General features: G+C 62.5%; 18 protein-coding genes. 6 read left to right on the top strand and 12 right to left on the bottom strand.

Annotated elements, in window-relative coordinates:
• Positions 1-46: 46 nt before the first annotated feature.
• Positions 47-1,063, bottom strand: a complete 1,017-nt coding sequence (locus GGR36_RS06210; protein WP_183633145.1) for a quinone-dependent dihydroorotate dehydrogenase — start codon at positions 1,061-1,063, stop codon at positions 47-49.
• A gap of 236 nt (positions 1,064-1,299) precedes the next feature.
• Between GGR36_RS06210 and GGR36_RS06205 the strand changes: the two genes are divergently transcribed.
• The gene (locus tag GGR36_RS06205) at positions 1,300-2,664 is read left to right on the top strand and encodes an AGE family epimerase/isomerase (protein ID WP_183633143.1); all 1,365 of its coding nucleotides are present in this window, start codon (positions 1,300-1,302) and stop codon (positions 2,662-2,664) included.
• 15 nt (positions 2,665-2,679) lie between these two features.
• Here GGR36_RS06205 and GGR36_RS06200 read toward each other — a convergent pair whose 3' ends face one another.
• The 9 genes from GGR36_RS06200 to GGR36_RS06160 form a co-directional block, all read right to left on the bottom strand.
• On the bottom strand, positions 2,680-3,564 hold the full coding sequence (locus GGR36_RS06200) for a cation diffusion facilitator family transporter (protein ID WP_183633141.1): 885 nt from the start codon (positions 3,562-3,564) through the stop codon (positions 2,680-2,682).
• A 6-nt stretch (positions 3,565-3,570) separates the two neighbouring features.
• Positions 3,571-4,344, bottom strand: coding sequence for a flagellar regulator YcgR PilZN domain-containing protein (locus GGR36_RS06195; protein WP_183633139.1), 774 nt, complete (start codon positions 4,342-4,344; stop codon positions 3,571-3,573).
• A gap of 58 nt (positions 4,345-4,402) precedes the next feature.
• The gene (locus tag GGR36_RS06190) at positions 4,403-4,696 is read right to left on the bottom strand and encodes an EscU/YscU/HrcU family type III secretion system export apparatus switch protein (protein ID WP_183633137.1); all 294 of its coding nucleotides are present in this window, start codon (positions 4,694-4,696) and stop codon (positions 4,403-4,405) included.
• Complete coding sequence (fliK, locus tag GGR36_RS06185; protein WP_183633135.1) at positions 4,680-5,960, bottom strand: flagellar hook-length control protein FliK; 1,281 nt, start codon at positions 5,958-5,960, stop codon at positions 4,680-4,682. Before fliK ends, GGR36_RS06190 begins: the two co-directional genes overlap by 17 nt.
• A 39-nt stretch (positions 5,961-5,999) precedes the next feature.
• Positions 6,000-6,335 carry a flagellar protein FliT gene (locus GGR36_RS06180; RefSeq protein WP_338086632.1) on the bottom strand — a complete coding sequence of 112 codons (336 nt, stop codon included), beginning with the start codon at positions 6,333-6,335 and terminating at the stop codon, positions 6,000-6,002.
• Positions 6,336-6,346: 11 nt separating this feature from the next.
• Complete coding sequence (gene fliS, locus GGR36_RS06175; protein ID WP_338086631.1) at positions 6,347-6,739, bottom strand: flagellar export chaperone FliS; 393 nt, start codon at positions 6,737-6,739, stop codon at positions 6,347-6,349.
• 43 nt (positions 6,740-6,782) lie between these two features.
• Positions 6,783-8,186 carry a flagellar filament capping protein FliD gene (gene fliD, locus GGR36_RS06170; RefSeq protein WP_183633131.1) on the bottom strand — a complete coding sequence of 468 codons (1,404 nt, stop codon included), beginning with the start codon at positions 8,184-8,186 and terminating at the stop codon, positions 6,783-6,785.
• Positions 8,187-8,229: 43 nt separating this feature from the next.
• Complete coding sequence (locus tag GGR36_RS06165) at positions 8,230-8,679, bottom strand: flagellar protein FlaG (protein WP_183633129.1); 450 nt, start codon at positions 8,677-8,679, stop codon at positions 8,230-8,232.
• Between the two features lie 75 nt (positions 8,680-8,754).
• Entirely contained in the window at positions 8,755-9,609 is an 855-nt protein-coding gene (locus tag GGR36_RS06160; RefSeq protein WP_183633127.1) for a flagellin N-terminal helical domain-containing protein, read from the bottom strand.
• Positions 9,610-9,959: 350 nt separating this feature from the next.
• On the opposite strand from GGR36_RS06160, the gene GGR36_RS06155 reads away from it, so the two are divergent.
• From GGR36_RS06155 to pseG, 5 genes are read left to right on the top strand one after another with little or no spacing between them, the layout of a single operon-like run.
• Positions 9,960-12,050: a motility associated factor glycosyltransferase family protein gene (locus tag GGR36_RS06155; RefSeq protein ID WP_183633125.1), complete on the top strand. Its 2,091-nt coding sequence runs from the start codon at positions 9,960-9,962 to the stop codon at positions 12,048-12,050.
• Positions 12,051-12,053: 3 nt separating this feature from the next.
• Entirely contained in the window at positions 12,054-13,049 is a 996-nt protein-coding gene (pseB, locus tag GGR36_RS06150) for a UDP-N-acetylglucosamine 4,6-dehydratase (inverting) (protein ID WP_183633123.1), read from the top strand.
• Complete coding sequence (gene pseC, locus GGR36_RS06145) at positions 13,046-14,194, top strand: UDP-4-amino-4,6-dideoxy-N-acetyl-beta-L-altrosamine transaminase (protein WP_183633114.1); 1,149 nt, start codon at positions 13,046-13,048, stop codon at positions 14,192-14,194. The genes pseB and pseC overlap by 4 nt, the downstream gene beginning before the upstream one ends.
• Positions 14,191-14,886: a pseudaminic acid cytidylyltransferase gene (gene pseF, locus GGR36_RS06140; RefSeq protein ID WP_183633112.1), complete on the top strand. Its 696-nt coding sequence runs from the start codon at positions 14,191-14,193 to the stop codon at positions 14,884-14,886. Before pseC ends, pseF begins: the two co-directional genes overlap by 4 nt.
• Positions 14,883-15,920 carry a UDP-2,4-diacetamido-2,4,6-trideoxy-beta-L-altropyranose hydrolase gene (pseG, locus tag GGR36_RS06135; RefSeq protein WP_183633110.1) on the top strand — a complete coding sequence of 346 codons (1,038 nt, stop codon included), beginning with the start codon at positions 14,883-14,885 and terminating at the stop codon, positions 15,918-15,920. The genes pseF and pseG overlap by 4 nt, the downstream gene beginning before the upstream one ends.
• Here pseG and pseH read toward each other — a convergent pair.
• Positions 15,899-16,405: a UDP-4-amino-4,6-dideoxy-N-acetyl-beta-L-altrosamine N-acetyltransferase gene (gene pseH, locus GGR36_RS06130; protein ID WP_183633108.1), complete on the bottom strand. Its 507-nt coding sequence runs from the start codon at positions 16,403-16,405 to the stop codon at positions 15,899-15,901. The two genes, pseG and pseH, sit on opposite strands and share 22 nt — an antisense overlap.
• A complete protein-coding gene (locus GGR36_RS06125; protein WP_183633106.1) occupies positions 16,402-17,610 on the bottom strand; it encodes an acyl-CoA reductase in 1,209 nt (402 codons plus the stop codon). The genes pseH and GGR36_RS06125 overlap by 4 nt, the downstream gene beginning before the upstream one ends.
• Position 17,611 lies beyond the last annotated feature (1 nt).

Here is a 17,611-nt window from a genome sequence, read left to right as displayed (position 1 = left end):
AGGCGTGGCGCTTTGCGTCACGTCAATACCCGCGCGCTGCCGACATTCAGCCTCGTTCGAAGTTGTCTGTCGCCCGGATTGCCTCTGATATGACGCTGGGGCCACGGTAAATCAGCCCGGTATAGATCTGGACCAGTTCGGCGCCCGCTTGCAGTTTCTCGAGGGCATGCTCGCCCGAACTCACACCCCCCACCGCGATGATCGGCAATTCGCCTGCGAGCAGTCTTGCCAGCTTGGCAACGACTTCGGTCGAGCGCTGGCGCAGCGGCGCACCTGAAAGGCCGCCGGTCTCCTGCGCGTGCGGCAGCGACGCAACGGTATCGCGCGCCAATGTGGTGTTCGTTGCGATGACGCCATCGATGCGGTGGCGGCGCAACGCGTCGGCCATCTCGCCAAGCTGCTCGTCTTCGACGTCGGGCGCGATCTTCAAAGCCAGCGGTACATAGCGACCGTGTTCATCGGCCAGCATGGCCTGCCGGGCCTTCAAGGCCGCAAGCAGCGCGTCGAGTTCCGACGCGCCCTGCAACTGGCGCAGGTTTTTGGTGTTCGGCGAAGAGATGTTGACGGTGACGTAGCTTGCGTGCGGATAGACCTTGTCGAGGCAGGCAAGGTAATCGTCTGCTGCGCGTTCGATCGGCGTGTCGAAGTTCTTGCCGATGTTGATGCCGAGAATGCCCTTGAACTTGGCTGCGCGAACATTCGCGACCAGATTGTCGACACCCGCGTTGTTGAAGCCCATGCGATTGATGATCGCCTCGGCGCGCGGCAGGCGAAACAGCCTTGGCTTCGGGTTGCCCGGCTGCGGACGCGGCGTGACGGTGCCGATTTCGATATGCCCGAAGCCGAAGTTCGCAAACGCGTCGATCGCTTCGCCGTTCTTGTCGAGGCCGGCAGCCAGTCCGATCCGGTTCGGGAAGCTCAGTCCCATCACTTCGACCGGCTTGCCGCGTGCGCCGCAAACCGTGGGGATGAAACCCCCGAAGTGATGCATGCCCCAAATGGTGAGGTCGTGCGCGGCTTCGGGGTCGAGAAGGAAGAAAAAGGGGCGTGCAAGTGAGTACATGCCGTGAATTTTACCGCGTCGGGGCGCTTGTGTCCGGTGGCGAAATTGCGCCGGTTGTGCACTTGATCGGCGCCAAATCTGCTCCGAATGGATGCATTGGCGAATTCTCCAAGAGATGCGAAAGACGTTAGGCTTCGCGACAGTCCAATCCGGAGGGGCACGACATGACTGAGCGGCTGAAAGGATGCCTGCGGGCTTTGATGGGTGTATGCGTGTTGGCGCTAACGGGCGCCTGCATGGCCGCCGACCTGGCAGGTGGCGACATCTGGCTGCGCCATGTCGAACGCGACTTGCTGCCGTTCTGGTCCGGACGGGCGGCGCTCGGGCACCCGATCGGGAATTTCCCGACTTTCCGTTGCAACGATGGCTCAGCCTATGTGCCCGATGCCCCGTGCGCGGAGTTGCAATCGCCGCCGGCATGGATACGGCAGGAAATCGGGCGCGACTTTGTCCGCATGCAGGCACGGCAAACCTACGCTTATGGCGTGGCGTTCAACCTGACGGGCGATACCCGCTGGCTGGATCTCGCCAGGGCCGGTGCGCGCCGCACCCTTGCACTGCTCGACAGCGAAGGCGGTGCGCCGACTTGGTTCGAGCAGGGGCGAGGTATGCCGGAACCTTCGGCAAGAACCGCACAGGATCAGTCCTACGCGGTGGTCGGCATCGCGATGCTGTACTACCTGACCCGCGATCCGGCGCTCGAGAAGGCGCTGATCACGCACCAGCACTTCGTGTTCGCGCGTTACTGGGACGAAGACTGGAAGATGCTGCGCTGGGTGCCCAAGGACGGCCCGGCGACAGAGACGGCGAAGCAGGAGTTGGTGGCACAGCTCGATCAACTCAACGCCTACATGCTGCTGGTGGTGCCCTACCTGCCGCCGGCTGCGCGCGCCGCCTGGCATGCCGACATTCGCAGGGTTGCCGACACGCTGGTCCGGCAGTTCCACGATCCGGCGAGCGGCACCTTCTTCGGTACGCTCGAACGCGGCCCGGAGAGTCGCCGCGCAGGCGCGCGGCACAACGACTTCGGCCATACGATCAAGGCCTACTGGATGCTGATGCTGGCGGGCCGGGAACTGGGCGATGTCGAACTGGAGCGCTTCGGGCGGGACGGTGGCGCGGCCATCCTTGATCGCGCCTGGGATGAAAAGAGCGGTGCCTGGGCCTCGGGCTGGCGTGAATCAGGTCTTGATCTGTCGAAGAGTTGGTGGATCTTCGCCGAACTCGATCAGATGAACAGCTTTCTGGCAATGGAGCAGCCGCAACGCGCGGAGCGTCTGAAGTCGAGCTGGCGGTTCTGGCTCGAAAAGATGACTGCGCCGGGAGGCGGCGAGATCTACGGGTGGGTGGATGCGGAGGGAAATCCGCCACCTAACAGCCTGCGGATTCACCAATGGAAGAGTGGATACCACTCCTTCGAACACGCGCTGATCAGCTACCTGACGGCCCAGTCACTGGCGGGCAAGCGTGCGGTGCTGCATTTCGCGCTACCGCAGTCGGCGGGCGAGTTCCGACCCTACCTTTTGCCGGGCAAGGCGGTATCGGTAAGGAACACCTGCGGGCGCCAAAGGGTCGAGTTCGAGATTCCCGTCAAGAAGTAAGGCCAGCGCCGGGGTTCAGAGCAATTTCAAGGGTTCGACGTGCGTTGTGACATGGGCGCCGGGGATCTCGGCGCGCACGGCGTCCTCGAAGTCGTCGGCCATCTGGTGCGCGCGTTCAACCGTCCAGTCGGGCGGCACGAGCAGGTCCAGCTGCACGAAGCGATTACGCCCTGCGCTGCGGGTCCGCAGGTTCCGCCAGCACACGCCATGGCCTCCAAAGCGGTCGAGCGCGGCAACGACTTTGGCCTGCTCCTCGGGCTCCATCGCTTCGTCCATCAGCCCGCCGACCGCGCCGCGCATCAGCCGGAATCCTTCCTTCAGAATATGCGCCGCCACCACCAGCGCAATCGCCGGATCCAGCCATAGCCATCCGGTCACCGGAACCAGCACGATGCCGACCAGTACGCCGCCGGTGGTCCACACGTCGGTCATCAGGTGGCGGGCGTCTGCATCCAGCGCGACCGAATTCAGGCGTTGGCCGGCGCGCGCAAGGATTTGCGCGGTGATGAAGTTGAGCAGGGTGCTGAGGACCGACAGCGCCAGCCCGATGTCGAGACTGACCAGCGGTTCGGGATGCAGCAGGCGCGGGATTGCGGTGGCGGCGATTGCGATCGCTGCGATGAAGATCAACGTACCTTCAAAGCCGCTTGAAAAATACTCTGCCTTGCTATGCCCCCAAGGGTGGCGATCGTCTGGCGGCGTGCTGGCGATCAGCAGCATCCACAGCGCGAAGCTCGCGCCGGCAAGGTTCACCACCGACTCCATTGCGTCCGAGAGCAGGCCGACCGATCCGGTCACCCACCAGGCGCCGGTCTTCAAACCGATCGTGGCGATTGCCGTAGCGATCGAGAGCCAGGCGAAGTGATGCGCGCTGCGTTCGGACTCGGCGATGTCGGCCATCGGGCGTTACTGGACCGCGCGCGAGGCGCGATCCCGTTCGACCTTGAGGATGTAGCGGTGAATGATGTTGGCGGTGGAGGTCGGCAGGCCGACAAACTGGCAACCCGCCCGCAGCACTTCAATGCCGTTACGCATGGTGACCCGGAAGATGTTCCGAACCTTCAACGTGATCTGGATCGGCGGGCTGTCCGGAATTTCAAGGCGACAGTTCGGTATTTCCATGTCCGGATGCAGCATCGTGCCGTTGGGTGGCGCCACCACGGCAAGACCACCGCCGGAAATGTCGAGCACGCGTGCCTCGTGGATGCGCTCTCCGCCGCCTGCACCCGGAATCGGAATGAAGCAGGTGATCGCATGGGCAACCGGTGCGACCAAGCGGAAATACTCGCGCCGTTGCAGGCGCAGCAGGCTTTCAGGGTAATCAGCGGCAAAAGCGGGCGTGTTCTTGTGCAGCACCCGCGTGACGCCTTCGAGCTGGAACTGGACCTTTACGCGGTCGAGCTGGGTGATGCAGATGATCCGCCCGGCACTTTCGAGCGCCTGGTTGATGCTCGCATCGGCGGCGACGTCCATGACGAACTGTTGCCCGTCTTTGTCGGCTTCGAGCACCGACACCAGACCGAAATGCGGCGAATCATCGGGATAGGCGGAAATCAGCGCGTGCTTGGCGGCCAGTTGCTTGAGGACGAAGCGCACCTCGCGGGGATCTCGAACAAGGTACTGACTGTATTCGTGGTCGGCTTCGAGCAGTTCGAAACGCACGTTGGCGGAGTTCGACACGAGACAGGTTCCGGGAGCGGATTTCGATGCTCGAATATAGCACGCAGCCTGCGTGTAATCAGGGCTTGGACGCTGGGTTGCCACCTTGCTCGACGCGGTAAAGCCAGGCCAGCAGTTCGGCGACGGCGACGTAGAGCCTGGGCGGGATTTGCGCGTCGAGATCGACATCCATCAGAAGCGACACGAGTTCGGGTGACTCGTGCACGAACACGCCTGCTTCGCGCGCACGCTCGATGATTTCTTGCGCGACAAAGCCACGGCCCTTGGCGACCACCTTCGGCGCGGTGTCGCCAGTCCCGTAAGCGAGTGCAATCGCTTGCGCGCGCGAGGGGGAGTCAGTGGGGCGCTTCATGGGCAACTGCCGCGCCGGTCAGCGGTACGCCAACCGCGTCCAGCGCATCGCCGAGTGCGGGCAGGGCGTCATTCAGCCGCGCAACTGAAGACGCGTCCTGCGCGGCAAAGCGGATCGCCACGCCGGCTGGGGTCAGGAACAGGCATGCTTCGACACCGCCGAGTGAGGGCAAGGTTACACGCAGCGTGCTGCGCCACTCGGTCTCTTCGCCTGGCGCGCCGCGACCATGGGCGTCGTCGGGGGGCTGATCAATCGTCCACTGCATTGTCTGGCCAGGCCAGATCTGGCCCTGCCACGTGAGTTGTTGCGTCGCGAGTGAATCGAGTTGGTTTAGCACGAGAGGGGCAAGTTCGCGTGGGACCAATTGCGAGACGAGGCCCTTTTCATTGCTCTGAGCCGTGTTGGCATTCGCAACCGTTGTGGGCTGTTCGGGCGTCTTAGCGGTTGCAGCGTCGCCACGCTGCAATTGCGAAGGTGTGGCCTGTTCGGTTGTCGAAGCGGTTGTCGTGTCTCCGCGCAGCAATTGCGAAGGTGCGGCCGGCACCGCCGTCGTCGCAGTCGCCGTGTCGCTTCGTGGGTCTTGCGAAGGCGCGAGCTGATCCACTGCGTCGGTCAGGGCAATTGTGGCGAGATTTCTTGATGCGAGTCGTTCCTCAGCCTGTGGCATTACAAGGCTAGTAGCTTGCGATGGCGGGGCGCCCGAGTTGAGGAGCTTCGCCTGAGGCTCGGCGAGCAGTTGCGAAATCGGAAGCTTTCCCTCCACCCATTGCGCCTGATGCGCTTCATAGAACATGCCGCTTTGTGCGACCGCTCGCTGCAGCAGTGGTGCAAGCTGGGCACCGTTTTGCGGTGGGCCGGGCAGCAGCGGCGAACCTTCGTTCAACGCGGCGGGCGCCGCTGCGCTTTCACGACCGGTAAGGAGTTGGCTGATCAGGCGCGCACTGACAGAGAGCGTCGGTTTGGGTGTCTCTTGCGCCGTGTTTTCCAGCACCCGCGCAAACACCGCCTGCGGGGTCGTGTGGGTAACGACCAGTTCAAGCACGTCACCGTTTTTGACCGATTGTGGGAGCGATAGTGTCAGCGTTCGCCCGGCGACCAGGGCTTTGAAGGTTCCGTCGGGCAAAGGCTGTGAAATCTGCGCGGTAAAGCGCTGGCCCGGCGATAGCTCAGGGGATACGGCACGGGTCGGCGTGACGCTGCCGACCTGCGGCAAGGGCAGATCAAGTAAGGCTCTCAGGCGCGTGGCAAGGTCATTGGGGATCATGCAGCAATAACCTGGCGCCTGCGTCCACTACGGTGCGCCCTAATCGGCGACAGCGCTGTACGCAGCGCGCACGGCGCGTCCGCGCGAAGTGCCGCCGAGCATCATCTTCACGCTATCGAGCCAAGGCTCGGTGTGACGGCGCACTTCGCGATCGTCCGCAAGGATGCGTTTGATCAATTCAGCCTTGCGGCGACGTTCGGCGTCAGACAGTGCTGCAGCGGGGCGCTCGACCGGATCTTGCACCTGCAGATCCTTGCGCAGGCGGGTGATTTCGCCTTCGAGTGCGGTGACCTGATCCCAGTCGTTGGCGCGTGCGGCCTCGGCCATCTGTGCCGAGAGTCCGCTCATCTTTTCGTAGAGTGCAAGCGTCGTCACGTCGGCCTCCATCAAGCCGCGTCCGCATGGTCGCGGATCGCTTCCCAGGCGCCCTTGAGTTCCATCAGCAGGGTGGCGACTTCCTTGAGTGCCGGCTCGCTGTTGTGCAGATTTGCATAGAGCAGCCGCGACACCATGTAGTCGTAAAGCGCTGCAAGACGCTGCGCGAGCTCGCCGCCTGCGTTCATGTCCAGGCTCGCCTTGAGTCCGCTGCTGATGATCTCGATCGCCTTCGAGAGTGCCTGCCCCTTGCCGGCCACGTCGCCGTGCGTAATCGACACTGCGGCGCTGTTCACGTTGAGAATCGCGCCGTCGAACAACATGACGATCAGCAGGTGCGGACTCGAGGCGGCCACGTTCGATTCAAGACCGACGCGGCTGTATGCATTGGCGGGTGATTGCATGGTGGGATACATCCTCGTTTCGTTCCGTCGTGTTGCCTACCCGCTACTTGAGGCGAGCAAGCTGTTGTGTGAGGTATTGGCTCGTCACGTTCATCTGGCCGATCGTTGTATCGAGCGCCGTAAACTGCTTGCGATAGCGGTCTTCGATCGCGGACACTCGATCCTGGAGCGCGCTGATCCGGTCATCGAGCGAGCGGATGCTTTTGTTGATGCCGTCGGTGCGCGTTGCGACCAATCCGCTTATATCGAGCAACGCCTTGGCGGTCTGGGAAACCCGAGTGGCGACGCCGTCCACACCGCTTGCGCCGGTGAAAAGTTTCGATATGTCCTTGGCCGGATCTGAAATAGCAGCCGTTAACTTGGTGCTGTCGACAGAGAGCGAACCATCTGCCTGCAACGAAACGCCGATGTCACCGAGACGGGAATAGCCACCCGCAGATCCCGACACGGTATTGATCGCTGCCGTACGTACTTGCTGCTGGATCGACCTGACCGAGTAATCGCCGCTCAGATCCCCCGCAGTCTTGGTGGTCGCGTTGTACGCAGTAACGTCGTGCAGCAGCTTGTTGAGGTCGTTGTATGCCTTGACGAAGGTATTGATCTTCGTCGAGACCGAGTTTGGATCCTTTGCGATGGTGACCGTCACCGGCGTACCGGTGGTCTGTTTGGCGAGATTGAGCGTCACGCCATCGATCGCGTCTGTCACAGAATTGCCAGAACGTGACATGGTCACGCCATCGATGCTGAATTGCGCGTCCTGCGCGGCAACAGATTGCGCGACGTTGGCATCCTTCGATCCGGGCCCGCCGGTGCCGGCATAGGCGGAGTAGTTGAGACCGGCTACGCCCGTCATGCGAATCTGGTTTCCGGTTCCGCCGTTTTGTGACGTCACCACTAACCGATAAGGTGTTCCGGTACCGGATCCGTCATTGATGATCGTCGCTGTTACGCCCAGACCAGCCGCATTAATCGCGTCGCGGGCGCCGGCAAGCGTTTTGCCGGTCAAATCGATGTCGACCGAGTTGTTGGCGGTAAAGCCGGTCGCTGTGGCCGCGTCCGCCTTTCCGAGTTCAAGCTTGAGCGTCCCGCTGAAGGTGGTGCCGGAAGCGAACGCAGCCATGACCTTTTGAGCCTGGCTCAGCTGGGTGACCTCAACCTTGTAGGAACCGGCGACTGCGCCGGTGGTGGCGCTGGCAGAAACGACCGAGCTGTCGGTACTTGTTGCCGTGTAGGCGGCAAAGCTTGCCGACGTCTTCAGCGCATCGGAGGCAGATTGCAGTGACGAAACGGCGCTTTTGATCTGCCCCATCGCCGACAATTGCGATTTCAGGTCGCTCTGCTGATTCTGCAGGATCGTGATCGGGCGCTTTTCGACGTTCACCAACCCTGTCAGCAGGGTGTTGAGGTCTAGCCCTGATCCGATTCCCAGACTACTGAATGACGCCATGCTGCTCACCTTGTCCAGAGTGCCGAGCCGTTGGCTCGGCGCCTCAGGCCTTCTGTTTCAGAAACACGCCACTTGCCTTCTTCTCACCGTCCATGTTGTCGAGCGCCTTAGCGATCGCCAGGACTTCTTCGCTCGGGATCTGGCGGATCACTTCCTTGGTTGCGGTATCGACGACGCGAACCACCGTGCGGCCAGTGTCTTCGTCAATCGAGAATTGCAAATTGCGTGCCATCGGGTCGACGGCCTTCTTGACCTCCTGAAGTGCCCGCTCGACGGCTTGCCGATCAGGTTGCTTCTGTTCGGCCTGTGTCTGAGACGCTGCCTGTGCGGCACTCTCAGCGTTCGCAGCCTTGACGGACTCCGATGGCACAACGCCGCCAGCAGGGTTTGCCTGGGCGGTGGGTCTTGCTTCTGCGGTGTTCCGTAATGGCGAACCCGACGACGGCGGGAGCGCCCCTGGAGGCGAAGACCCTATCGATGGAATTGTCGTCATGTTGCCTTCTCCTACCCTGACCGGTTTGGGCGATCCAGTCAGGATCGCCCAAGCCGGTGAGATTCAATTTCAGGGTTAGCGGAGCAGGCTCAGTGCCTGCTGCGGAACCGCATTCGCCTGCGCAAGGATCGCGGTGCCAGCCTGTTGCAGGATCTGCAGGCGGGTCAGGTTCGCGGTTTCTGCCGCGAAGTCAGCGTCGACGATCCGGCCACGTGCTGCAGACTGGTTTTCGATTGCGATCGACAGGTTGCTGATAACCGCCTGAGTGCGGTTGATTGCGGCACCGAAATCTGCGCGGTTGGTCGTAACGGTGTTGATCGCCTTGTCGATAGCCGCAATCGCTTTGAGCGCTTGCGCTGCACCGAGCGAGGCCTTCACTGCGCCACCCACGTTAATGTTGGTTGATCCGACTGACAGGCCACTACTGGCCATCAGATTCTTGGTTGTGACCGAAATCTGGTTGTCCGAACTGGTCGCCGCGCCAACCTGGAAGCTGAAGGTCTGGGCAGAGGAGTTCGTCAGAGCCAGATTGTTGAACTTGGTGTTCTGCGCAATCCGGGTGATTTCCTTTTGCAGCGCGGTGAATTCAACTGAGATGTTCGAGCGGTCACTTGATGTGTAGGTCCCGTTGGCTGCTTGCACGGCCAGTTCGCGCATCCGCTGGAGGTTGTCGCTGATCTTCGCTGCTGTACCGTCGGCCACCTGCACCATCGAGATCGCGTCATTTGCGTTACGCACCGCGACCGTTTGGCCGCGAATCGTCGAATTGATGCGCTCGGAAATTGCGAGGCCGGCTGCGTCGTCCGCTGAACTGTTGATGCGCAGGCCAGATGAAAGGCGCTGCAGCGGGTTGGCCAACTGGGTTTGGGTCGTCGTCAGGTTACGTTGAGCGTTCAACGAATAGACGTTCGTATTGATCGTCAGTGCCATGATGAAACTCCTTGTCGTTCCGTTTCCGTATGTATTTGGCAACCGGCTTTGCCGGTTGATTCAAGCGTCGTTGCGCTTGTGTCTGTTAGCGGCGTCTGCTTGGAAAACTTTAGGAATTTCTTCGGCTTACCAAGCTTTGTGCGCCGCATTAAGTGCTATTACGGCCGACGACAGTCAAGGTTTAGGGGCAGACAGACCTGAGGGGCGGCGATACTCAGCAAGTCAAGGAAAGCCGGGCCTTTGCCTGCGTAATCCAGCATTACAAATGCCTCGTTCTGGCTCACAATCCGACCTGGCTACGGTGTCGTTCCTGTCAGATTCCGTGGCGTATCTGGAGTGATGCCAACAACATGAACGAATCGGAAAGCGCCGCGCACCCTGATTGGACGCCTCTGCAGGAGGCCTATATCCGGAAGCTGTTTGCAACCTACCAGGCAAATCTGTATTTCCTGCGGGAGAGGTTTCCTTCGGTCTTCGATACCTTGATGGCCTCTAAGCTGCGGGCACCTTTTGAAATCCATGCCGATGGGAGCATGACGATCTTTAGTGGCCAACACGCAGGCAGCGTTCGGGACTTCACTGATCTGGGGCGCGTGTTGTTGCATGAGTTCGAACGCGCCACCGATGGGACGCGTGTGTGGGTGGAGGCCGGCTACCTGGAGAAACCGGCGGAGATCACCGATTACGCCAGCAACCCCGATTTCTTCAGGCCCGTCGAGCACGTCTTCCGAGGGGAGATTGTCCGACGCTTCAAGGAGCGCTGTCCGACGCCTGAACACCGTCACCGGCGTCCGGTATTCGGCGATCACGTACAGCCGCTAGTCATCGTTTTCGGGAGTGGTTTCGGCTGGCATCTCGAGCGACTCGTAGATGAGTACGAGATATTTCACCTGTTCATCGTGGACACCGACGTTGAACGGTTGAACATGTCGCTGTATTTCGTCGACTTCATCGCGTTGCATCAACGTTTCGAACGTCACGGCCGCAGCTTCTCGATTGCGTTGCATGATGACAACGAGTTGCTAGCAGCGAGCGTGCTCGCAACAATCCAAAAACACGCCGCGCCATACATGGTGCAAGGCGCCGCGTTGTTTTTTCACGATTACGACTCGGACCGCGTACGTGACCTTTGGGAGCGGATCAGCGCCGATATGGGCAAGCTCTTTCGTGGCTGGGGCTTCTTCGACGATGAAGTTCTCGGGCTGCGGCACGCGGTTGAGAACGCTCTTGCGCGGCGCCCTGTGTACGTTGGCGGAGCTTCGGTTCCCGCGGATGCGGTTGCGGTGGTGGTCGGAGCAGGGCCTTCGCTAGATGTGCTGTTACCGGTGCTCCGCAATTGTCGCGAGCGGGTGGTGGTCTTTTCGTGTGGCACCGCGATATCTGCGCTCGCAAATGCCGGTATTGATCCTGACTTCCACGTAGAGATCGAGCGCACCGCGGCGACGTACCGAATCCTGGACACGCCGCGCACACGCGCCGTGCTTGCGCGTACTCCGCTGCTGACCTCGGCGATCATGTATCCCGGCGTCTTCGATCTGTCACCGCAACCGGCGATGTTCCTCAAGGACATCGACTTTGGATCGAACATGCTTGATTTCGATCGGCGCTTACCTCGAATTCGTACCAATCCCACTTGCACGAATGGCGGTCTGGATTTTGCCCTGAAGATGGGTTTCAGGAAGGTGTTTCTCTTCGGTGTCGACCTTGGTTTTCATCCGGACGGCGCCCATCACTCTAAAAACTCGATCTACTACAACGGTGAGGCGAAGGAGGGTTACCTGGCCGGCGTTGTTGCTGGTACACACAGGCTTCACCACAGCGGCAAACCGGTGCCCGGCAATTTTTGTGACACCGTACTTTCTACCGACCAACTGACATACTCCCGGGACATCTTGCAGGTTTCGATTGCCGCTCATCCCGATGCGGTTGTCTATAACCCGAACGATGGCGCGCGTATCGCCTGGACCGAGAGGATACGTCCGGACGATATCAGGGTAGAAGCCACTCTGGAGTCGCGCCAGCAGGCGATCGCGGCGGTCAATCGGGCGTTTATGCGCGGCGTGCTGGATGACATGCCCGCAAACATCGCCAACTTGGTGGCGCAGCTGGACGCGGTCATCGCTGACCTTCGGATGCTCTTCGCCCGGCCGTTACGAAGAAAGGCGGATTTGTTTGTCCGCTTGGCTGACATGCATGCCTACCTTTTTGAGACGAAACACCAGGAAAGCCAGGTGTTCCCTCTCGTCCGGGGATCGATGCAACATATGGGGCGATTCGCCAACGATTGCTTCGCACTCATGAAGGATGAAGCCGCTGCGATCGAATATGGTCGCGAGGTCTTCGAACTGTTTGTGGACTTTCTCAACGCCGGGCGCGAAAACCTAGTGGCGTTGCATGCACTCGCTAGTACGGGGAAACTGCCGGAACAGGCGGAGGGCTGATTGATGTTCCACGACAAGAGCATTCTGGTCACCGGGGGTACCGGATCCTTTGGCAGGCGTTTTATCGCGACGGTACTACAGCGCTACCAGCCGCGCCGCCTGATCGTGTTTTCGCGTGACGAGCTCAAGCAGTACGAGATGGCGCAGCACTTTACCGATCCGTGCATGCGCTTCTTCCTCGGCGACGTGCGCGACGGCCAGCGCCTGATCCAGGCGACGCGCGATGTCGATTTCATCGTGCATGCCGCAGCGCTCAAGCAGGTGCCCGCGGCCGAATACAACCCGATGGAGTGCATCAAGACCAATATCCACGGCGCGCAGAACGTGATCGAGGCGGCGCTTACGAACGAGGTCGAGAAGGTGATCGCGCTGTCGACCGACAAGGCCGCCAATCCGATCAACCTCTACGGCGCCACCAAGCTCGCTTCCGACAAGCTCTTCGTTGCCGGCAACAACCTCGCCGGGCGTCAGCGCACGCGGTTTTCGGTGGTGCGCTACGGCAATGTCGTGGGGTCCCGTGGGTCTGTCGTCCCCTTCTTCCGCAAACTTGTGGCCGAAGGCGCGGACAAAGTGCCGATCACCGACATCCGCATGACGCGCTTCTGGATCACGCTGCAGGAAGGCGTGGATTTCGTGCTCGACAGCTTCGCCCGCATGCATGGCGGTGAAGTCTTCGTGCCGAAGATTCCTTCTGCGCGAATAGGCGATCTTGCCGAAGCGATCGCGCCGGGCCTCGCCCACCGCATCATCGGCATTCGTCCCGGCGAGAAACTGCATGAAGTGATGGTGCCGGTCGACGATGCCTTCCACACGCTCGAGTTCGCCGACCACTACGTGATCCAGCCGAGCATCCAGTTTGTCACCGAGCCGGATTTTGCGATTGACGCCACCGGCGACCGCGGCGTGGCGGTCGCAGACACCTTCGAGTTCAATTCGGGGACAAATCCGCGCTTCCTGACGGTCGATGAAATCCGCCGATTGTTCGACCACGCGACATGATCCCGTATGGCCGCCAGAGCATTTCAGGCGAAGACCTCGCCGCCGTCGAGGCGGTGCTGCGCTCCGACTGGTTGACGCAGGGGCCTGCGGTTCCGCGATTTGAACGGGCGGTGGCCGACTACGTTGGCGCCCCGCATGCCGTCGCGGTCAATAGTGCAACGTCCGCGCTGCATCTGGCCTGCGCAGCGCTGGGCGTAGGTGCCGCCAGTCGGGTGTGGACGGTTCCGAATACCTTTGTGGCGTCGGCGAACTGCGGGCGATACTGCGGGGCCGAAGTCGGGTTCGTCGATATTGATCCGCGTACGTATTGCCTTGATCCACACGATCTGGCGCGCCGCCTCGAAGTCGCAAGCGGGCAGGGGCGCTTGCCCGACGTGATCGTCAGCGTGGATTTCGCCGGGCAGCCTTGTGACTACCAAGCGATTGCACAACTGAAAGCGGAGTACGGCTTCAGGCTGATCGACGATGCATCCCATGCGATTGGCGCCACTTGCTCGGATGTTCGCGTCGGAGCCTTGCCAGTCGCTGACATCACCGTTTTCAGCTTCCATCCGGTGAAGATCGTGACCTCGGCAGAGGGCGGCATGTTGCTCACGGCGGACCCGGCACTCGCCGCGGCCGCGCGGCGTTTGCGCAGTCATGGCATCGAACGCGATCCAGTGTTGCTCGAATGCCCCGACGAGGGGGCCTGGTACTACGAACAGCAGGCGCTCGGCTGGAACTACCGCATCACCGACCTCCAGGCGGCGCTCGGCGCCAGCCAGGTCGCGCGCATCGATGGCTTTCTGGCCCGTCGCCGCGCACTCGCACAGCGCTATGACACGCTTCTCGCCGAACTGCCTCTGATCTCCCCATGGCAGCGACCGGGCGGCGTATCTGCCCGGCACCTGTATCCGGTGTTGTTGCGCGACAAGGTGCAACGGCGCGAGGTTTTCGAGCGCCTGCGCGCAAGCGGCATCGGTGTCCAGGTGCACTACCTTCCAGTGCATCTGCAACCCTACTACCGCCGTCTCGGGTTCGCGCCTGGTGATTTCCCGGTGGCCGAAGACTATGCCGAGCGGACGCTGTCCCTGCCGATCTATGCCGATCTCTCAGATGCGTCGCAGGATCAGGTTGTCGCAGCCCTGAAGGAGGCCTTGTCATGAGGCTGTGTGTGATTCCCGCACGCGGAGGCAGCAAGCGCATTCCGCGCAAGAACATCCGCTCGTTCTGCGGCCGGCCGATGATCGCCTGGTCGATCTGCGCCGCGCGCGAAAGCGGTCTCTTCGACCAGGTCGTGGTGTCGACGGACGACCCCGGCATCGCCGCGGTGTCGCGCGAGTGGGGTGCCGATGTGCCCTTCGCTCGTCCTCCCGAGCTGGCAGACGATCACGTGGGTACCGCACCGGTGGTCGTGCACGCAATCGACTGGTACGTCGAAGCGGGCGAGATGCCCGGCGAAGTGTGCTGCCTGTATGCCACGGCGCCTTTCGTCCGCGGGGCCGATCTGGTCGCCGCCCACGCGGCGCTGCGCGAGTCGGGCGCCTGCTTCGTATTCACTGCCACCACCTTTCCGTTCCCGATCCTGCGCTCGTTGACGGTGGACGCCCACGGAGAACTTGGCCCGATGTTCCCGGAGCACATCGGCAAACGTTCACAGGATCTGCCCGAAGCCTTCCACGACGCCGGCCAGTTCTACTTTGGCGACGCCCGGCACTGGCGCGACAACGTGCCGATGTTCGGGCCGCGTTCGCGCATGTTCCTGTTGCCGCGCCACCGGGTGCAGGACATCGATACCGAAGAGGACTGGCGTCGCGCCGAGTGGCTGTTCCGCGCGATGCAAGAAGCCGGCGAATGAGGGTCGTTTTTCGCGCCGACGCTTCGACCCGTATCGGCCACGGCCATGTGATGCGCTGCCTGGCGTTGGCCACTGCGCTGGCGCGGCGTGGTGCCAGCTGCCGCTTCGTGTGCGCGACGGAAGGCGATGGTGCGGCAGCGGCAATCCGCGCCGCCGGTTTCGATCTGCGGGTGCTGCCGTCGTACGTGACGTCACCTGCCGAAGATGCGCAGGCGACGCTTGCGATGCTGGCAGGCGCGGCGCTGCCGGACTGGATCATCGTCGATCACTACCGGCTCGATGCGCGCTGGGAAGTGGCGGTGCAGGCGGGTGGATGTCGGGTCATGGCGATCGACGACCTCGCCGACCGCCGGCATCACTGCGACATGTTCCTTGATCAGAACTGGCACGACGCGCCGCACCACCGTTATGCCGGCCTGCTGCCCGCCGGATGCCTTGCGTGTTTCGGGCCCGGATGGGCCTTGCTCAGGCCCGAGTTTGCGGCCATGTCGCCGCGTGAACGCGATGGCTCGGTGCGCAGGGTGCTGATCTGCTTTGGCGGTGGCGACGCGTCGGACGCGACCGCGCGGGTGCTCAAGACCCTGCAGCCATTGACCCGTCTATATGCCTTTGAAGTTGTCGTTGGCGCCGGGTATCCGCATCTGGATGCACTGACAGAGCGTTGCAAGGCACTGCCGGGCGTGACGCTGAGTGTGGCGGTGTCGGATATGGCGGCGCGGATGCGCGCTGCCGATCTGTTCATCGGTGCCGCCGGTTCGATGACTTGGGAGCGTGCCTGCGTGGGTCTGCCCGGCATCACGATCGCGATTGCGGATAACCAGCGCGAACTGGGGCGGCGCCTGGCGGTCGCTGGTGAAGGCGTTGACCTGGGCGACTTTGGTGACGAGGCACTTGGCCGTCTGCCGGCGGCTTTCCGCAAACTGGTGTCGGATCGTCAAGGCCTGCGTCAGATGTCCGCCGCGCTGCGGCTGCGCTGTGATGGGCGCGGCGCTGAGAGGGTCGCCGAACGGCTCTATGGTTTTCGCGACAACTGAATGACCTCGAGCGATTCGCTGCCGCGCTGACGCATGTAGCGGCCGGTCTCGATGAAGCGATGACGCAGGTGCATCTGTAGCACTGCGGTGTTGAACGCGAAGACTTCGCAGCGCAGCTCGACGCATTCGAGTTCGCTGCGCGCCCAGGCCAGCGACGCCAGCTCCATGCCGTTCCAGGCGCGTAGTCGCTCCAGCCCGTCGGCAAAACCCTCGGGGTCGAGGTAGAAGCCCCATAGCCAGGTCGCTGCTGCCACGTCCATGCGTGAAAAGGTGACCACACCGCAGGGCGTGTCGCGATGTTCGATCAGCAGCAACCGGTAGGCCGGGTCGTCGTGCACCCGCGACCACCAGGCGAGATGCTCGGCTTCGGTGATTTCGTGATCGGTGAACATCACCCGGCGCACTTCCGGGTGATTGCGCCAGCGCAGGATCGTTGCGAGGTCGTTCTCTGTGGCGCGGCGCAGCCGCGTTTCCTGCGTGCTCATCCGATCACCACCTGCCGAGAGAACGCCAGCAACAGGTCGTGACCATCCCAGCGGTCGGAAAACTGCAGTGCCTGGCCGAGCGGCACGATACGGTCGAGCGCACGGTCGTCGAGCGTCGCTGCCCAGGCGCGCAGCGTTTGAGTGTCGAACCCGAACTGCGCGAGCGTCTGGTCCGCGTCACGGAACAGGCTTGCCGCGGCCGCCAGGTCCGGCCGCTCGATTTCGATGAAGAGCCCATAGCCGCAGTGTGCGTCGCGGGCCGCGGCGCTGAAGCTGTCCGCTTCGATACGCAAGGGCCACGAAGATAGCGGCGTTGCCGTGCGCATCTCGTCTGCTGCGGCCATTCTGTGCGCGGCCACGATCCGGGCGGCGAGTTCGGCCGGCTCGTCGCGCACGCTACGCCGCGAGAGTTCAGCGGTGAGCGCCGGCCAGAAGCGCCGCTTCGCCGCGGCGATGTCGCCTGATTCGCCGATCCAAAGCACCGCACGCGGGGATGAACAGGCTTGCTGGCCGAACCAGAAGGCGTCGTTGTGGAAGTTGCTGGCGAGCCTTGCCAGCGCGTCGTCGTCGGCTGCGCACACGGCACCGGCATGGAAGGCCGCCCAGGCCTGCCGATCCGGGAAGACCAGCTCGGTCGAGAGCGGCGGCAGCGGCACGCGGCGGAAGTGCTGCACCGTATCGTTGCCGCCCCACACCACACGCAGCTGGCAGCGTGCCGATAGCGCCGCGCTGACGCTGTCATCACGCGGGTAGCTCAGCAGCACGTTCGCTGCCGCGACTTCGGGGTGCGCGTGCAGCACAACGGCGAGCAGCGCGAGCAGGGCGCTACGGGCAGCACTGTCGCGGCGCGAAAGCCGCACGATGTTGCGGTTGCCGCACAGCAGCGCGAGCAGCCATGAATAGACAAAGACCGCATCGACGTTGCCCGGCGCGATGTGGAGGACGACGCCGCGCGGGCGCAGCAGGGCGGTATCCGACAGTGCGCGATGCCTCGCCGCCAGCGCCGCCACGGCGGCCGGGCGGAACCAGTAGCCGAGCGCGACCAGCTCGGGAAACGCGCGCAGCACCGGGTCAGCGAGCATGCGGGCCGAGAAGTCAGCCAGGAAGGCGGTGACACGCGGGTCGAAAGGAGCAAAGCGCGCGTCGGCCAGCGCATCCAGCGCGGCTTCAGGGGTCTTCGTTGCGGCGGGGATCAGGAATTCCATC

Origin of the sequence: Niveibacterium umoris (genome assembly GCF_014197015.1) — a bacterium.
Lineage (GTDB): Bacteria > Pseudomonadota > Gammaproteobacteria > Burkholderiales > Rhodocyclaceae > Niveibacterium > Niveibacterium umoris.
Note: the sequence above shows the minus strand (reverse complement) of the source record. Positions and strands in the feature narration are given on the sequence as shown.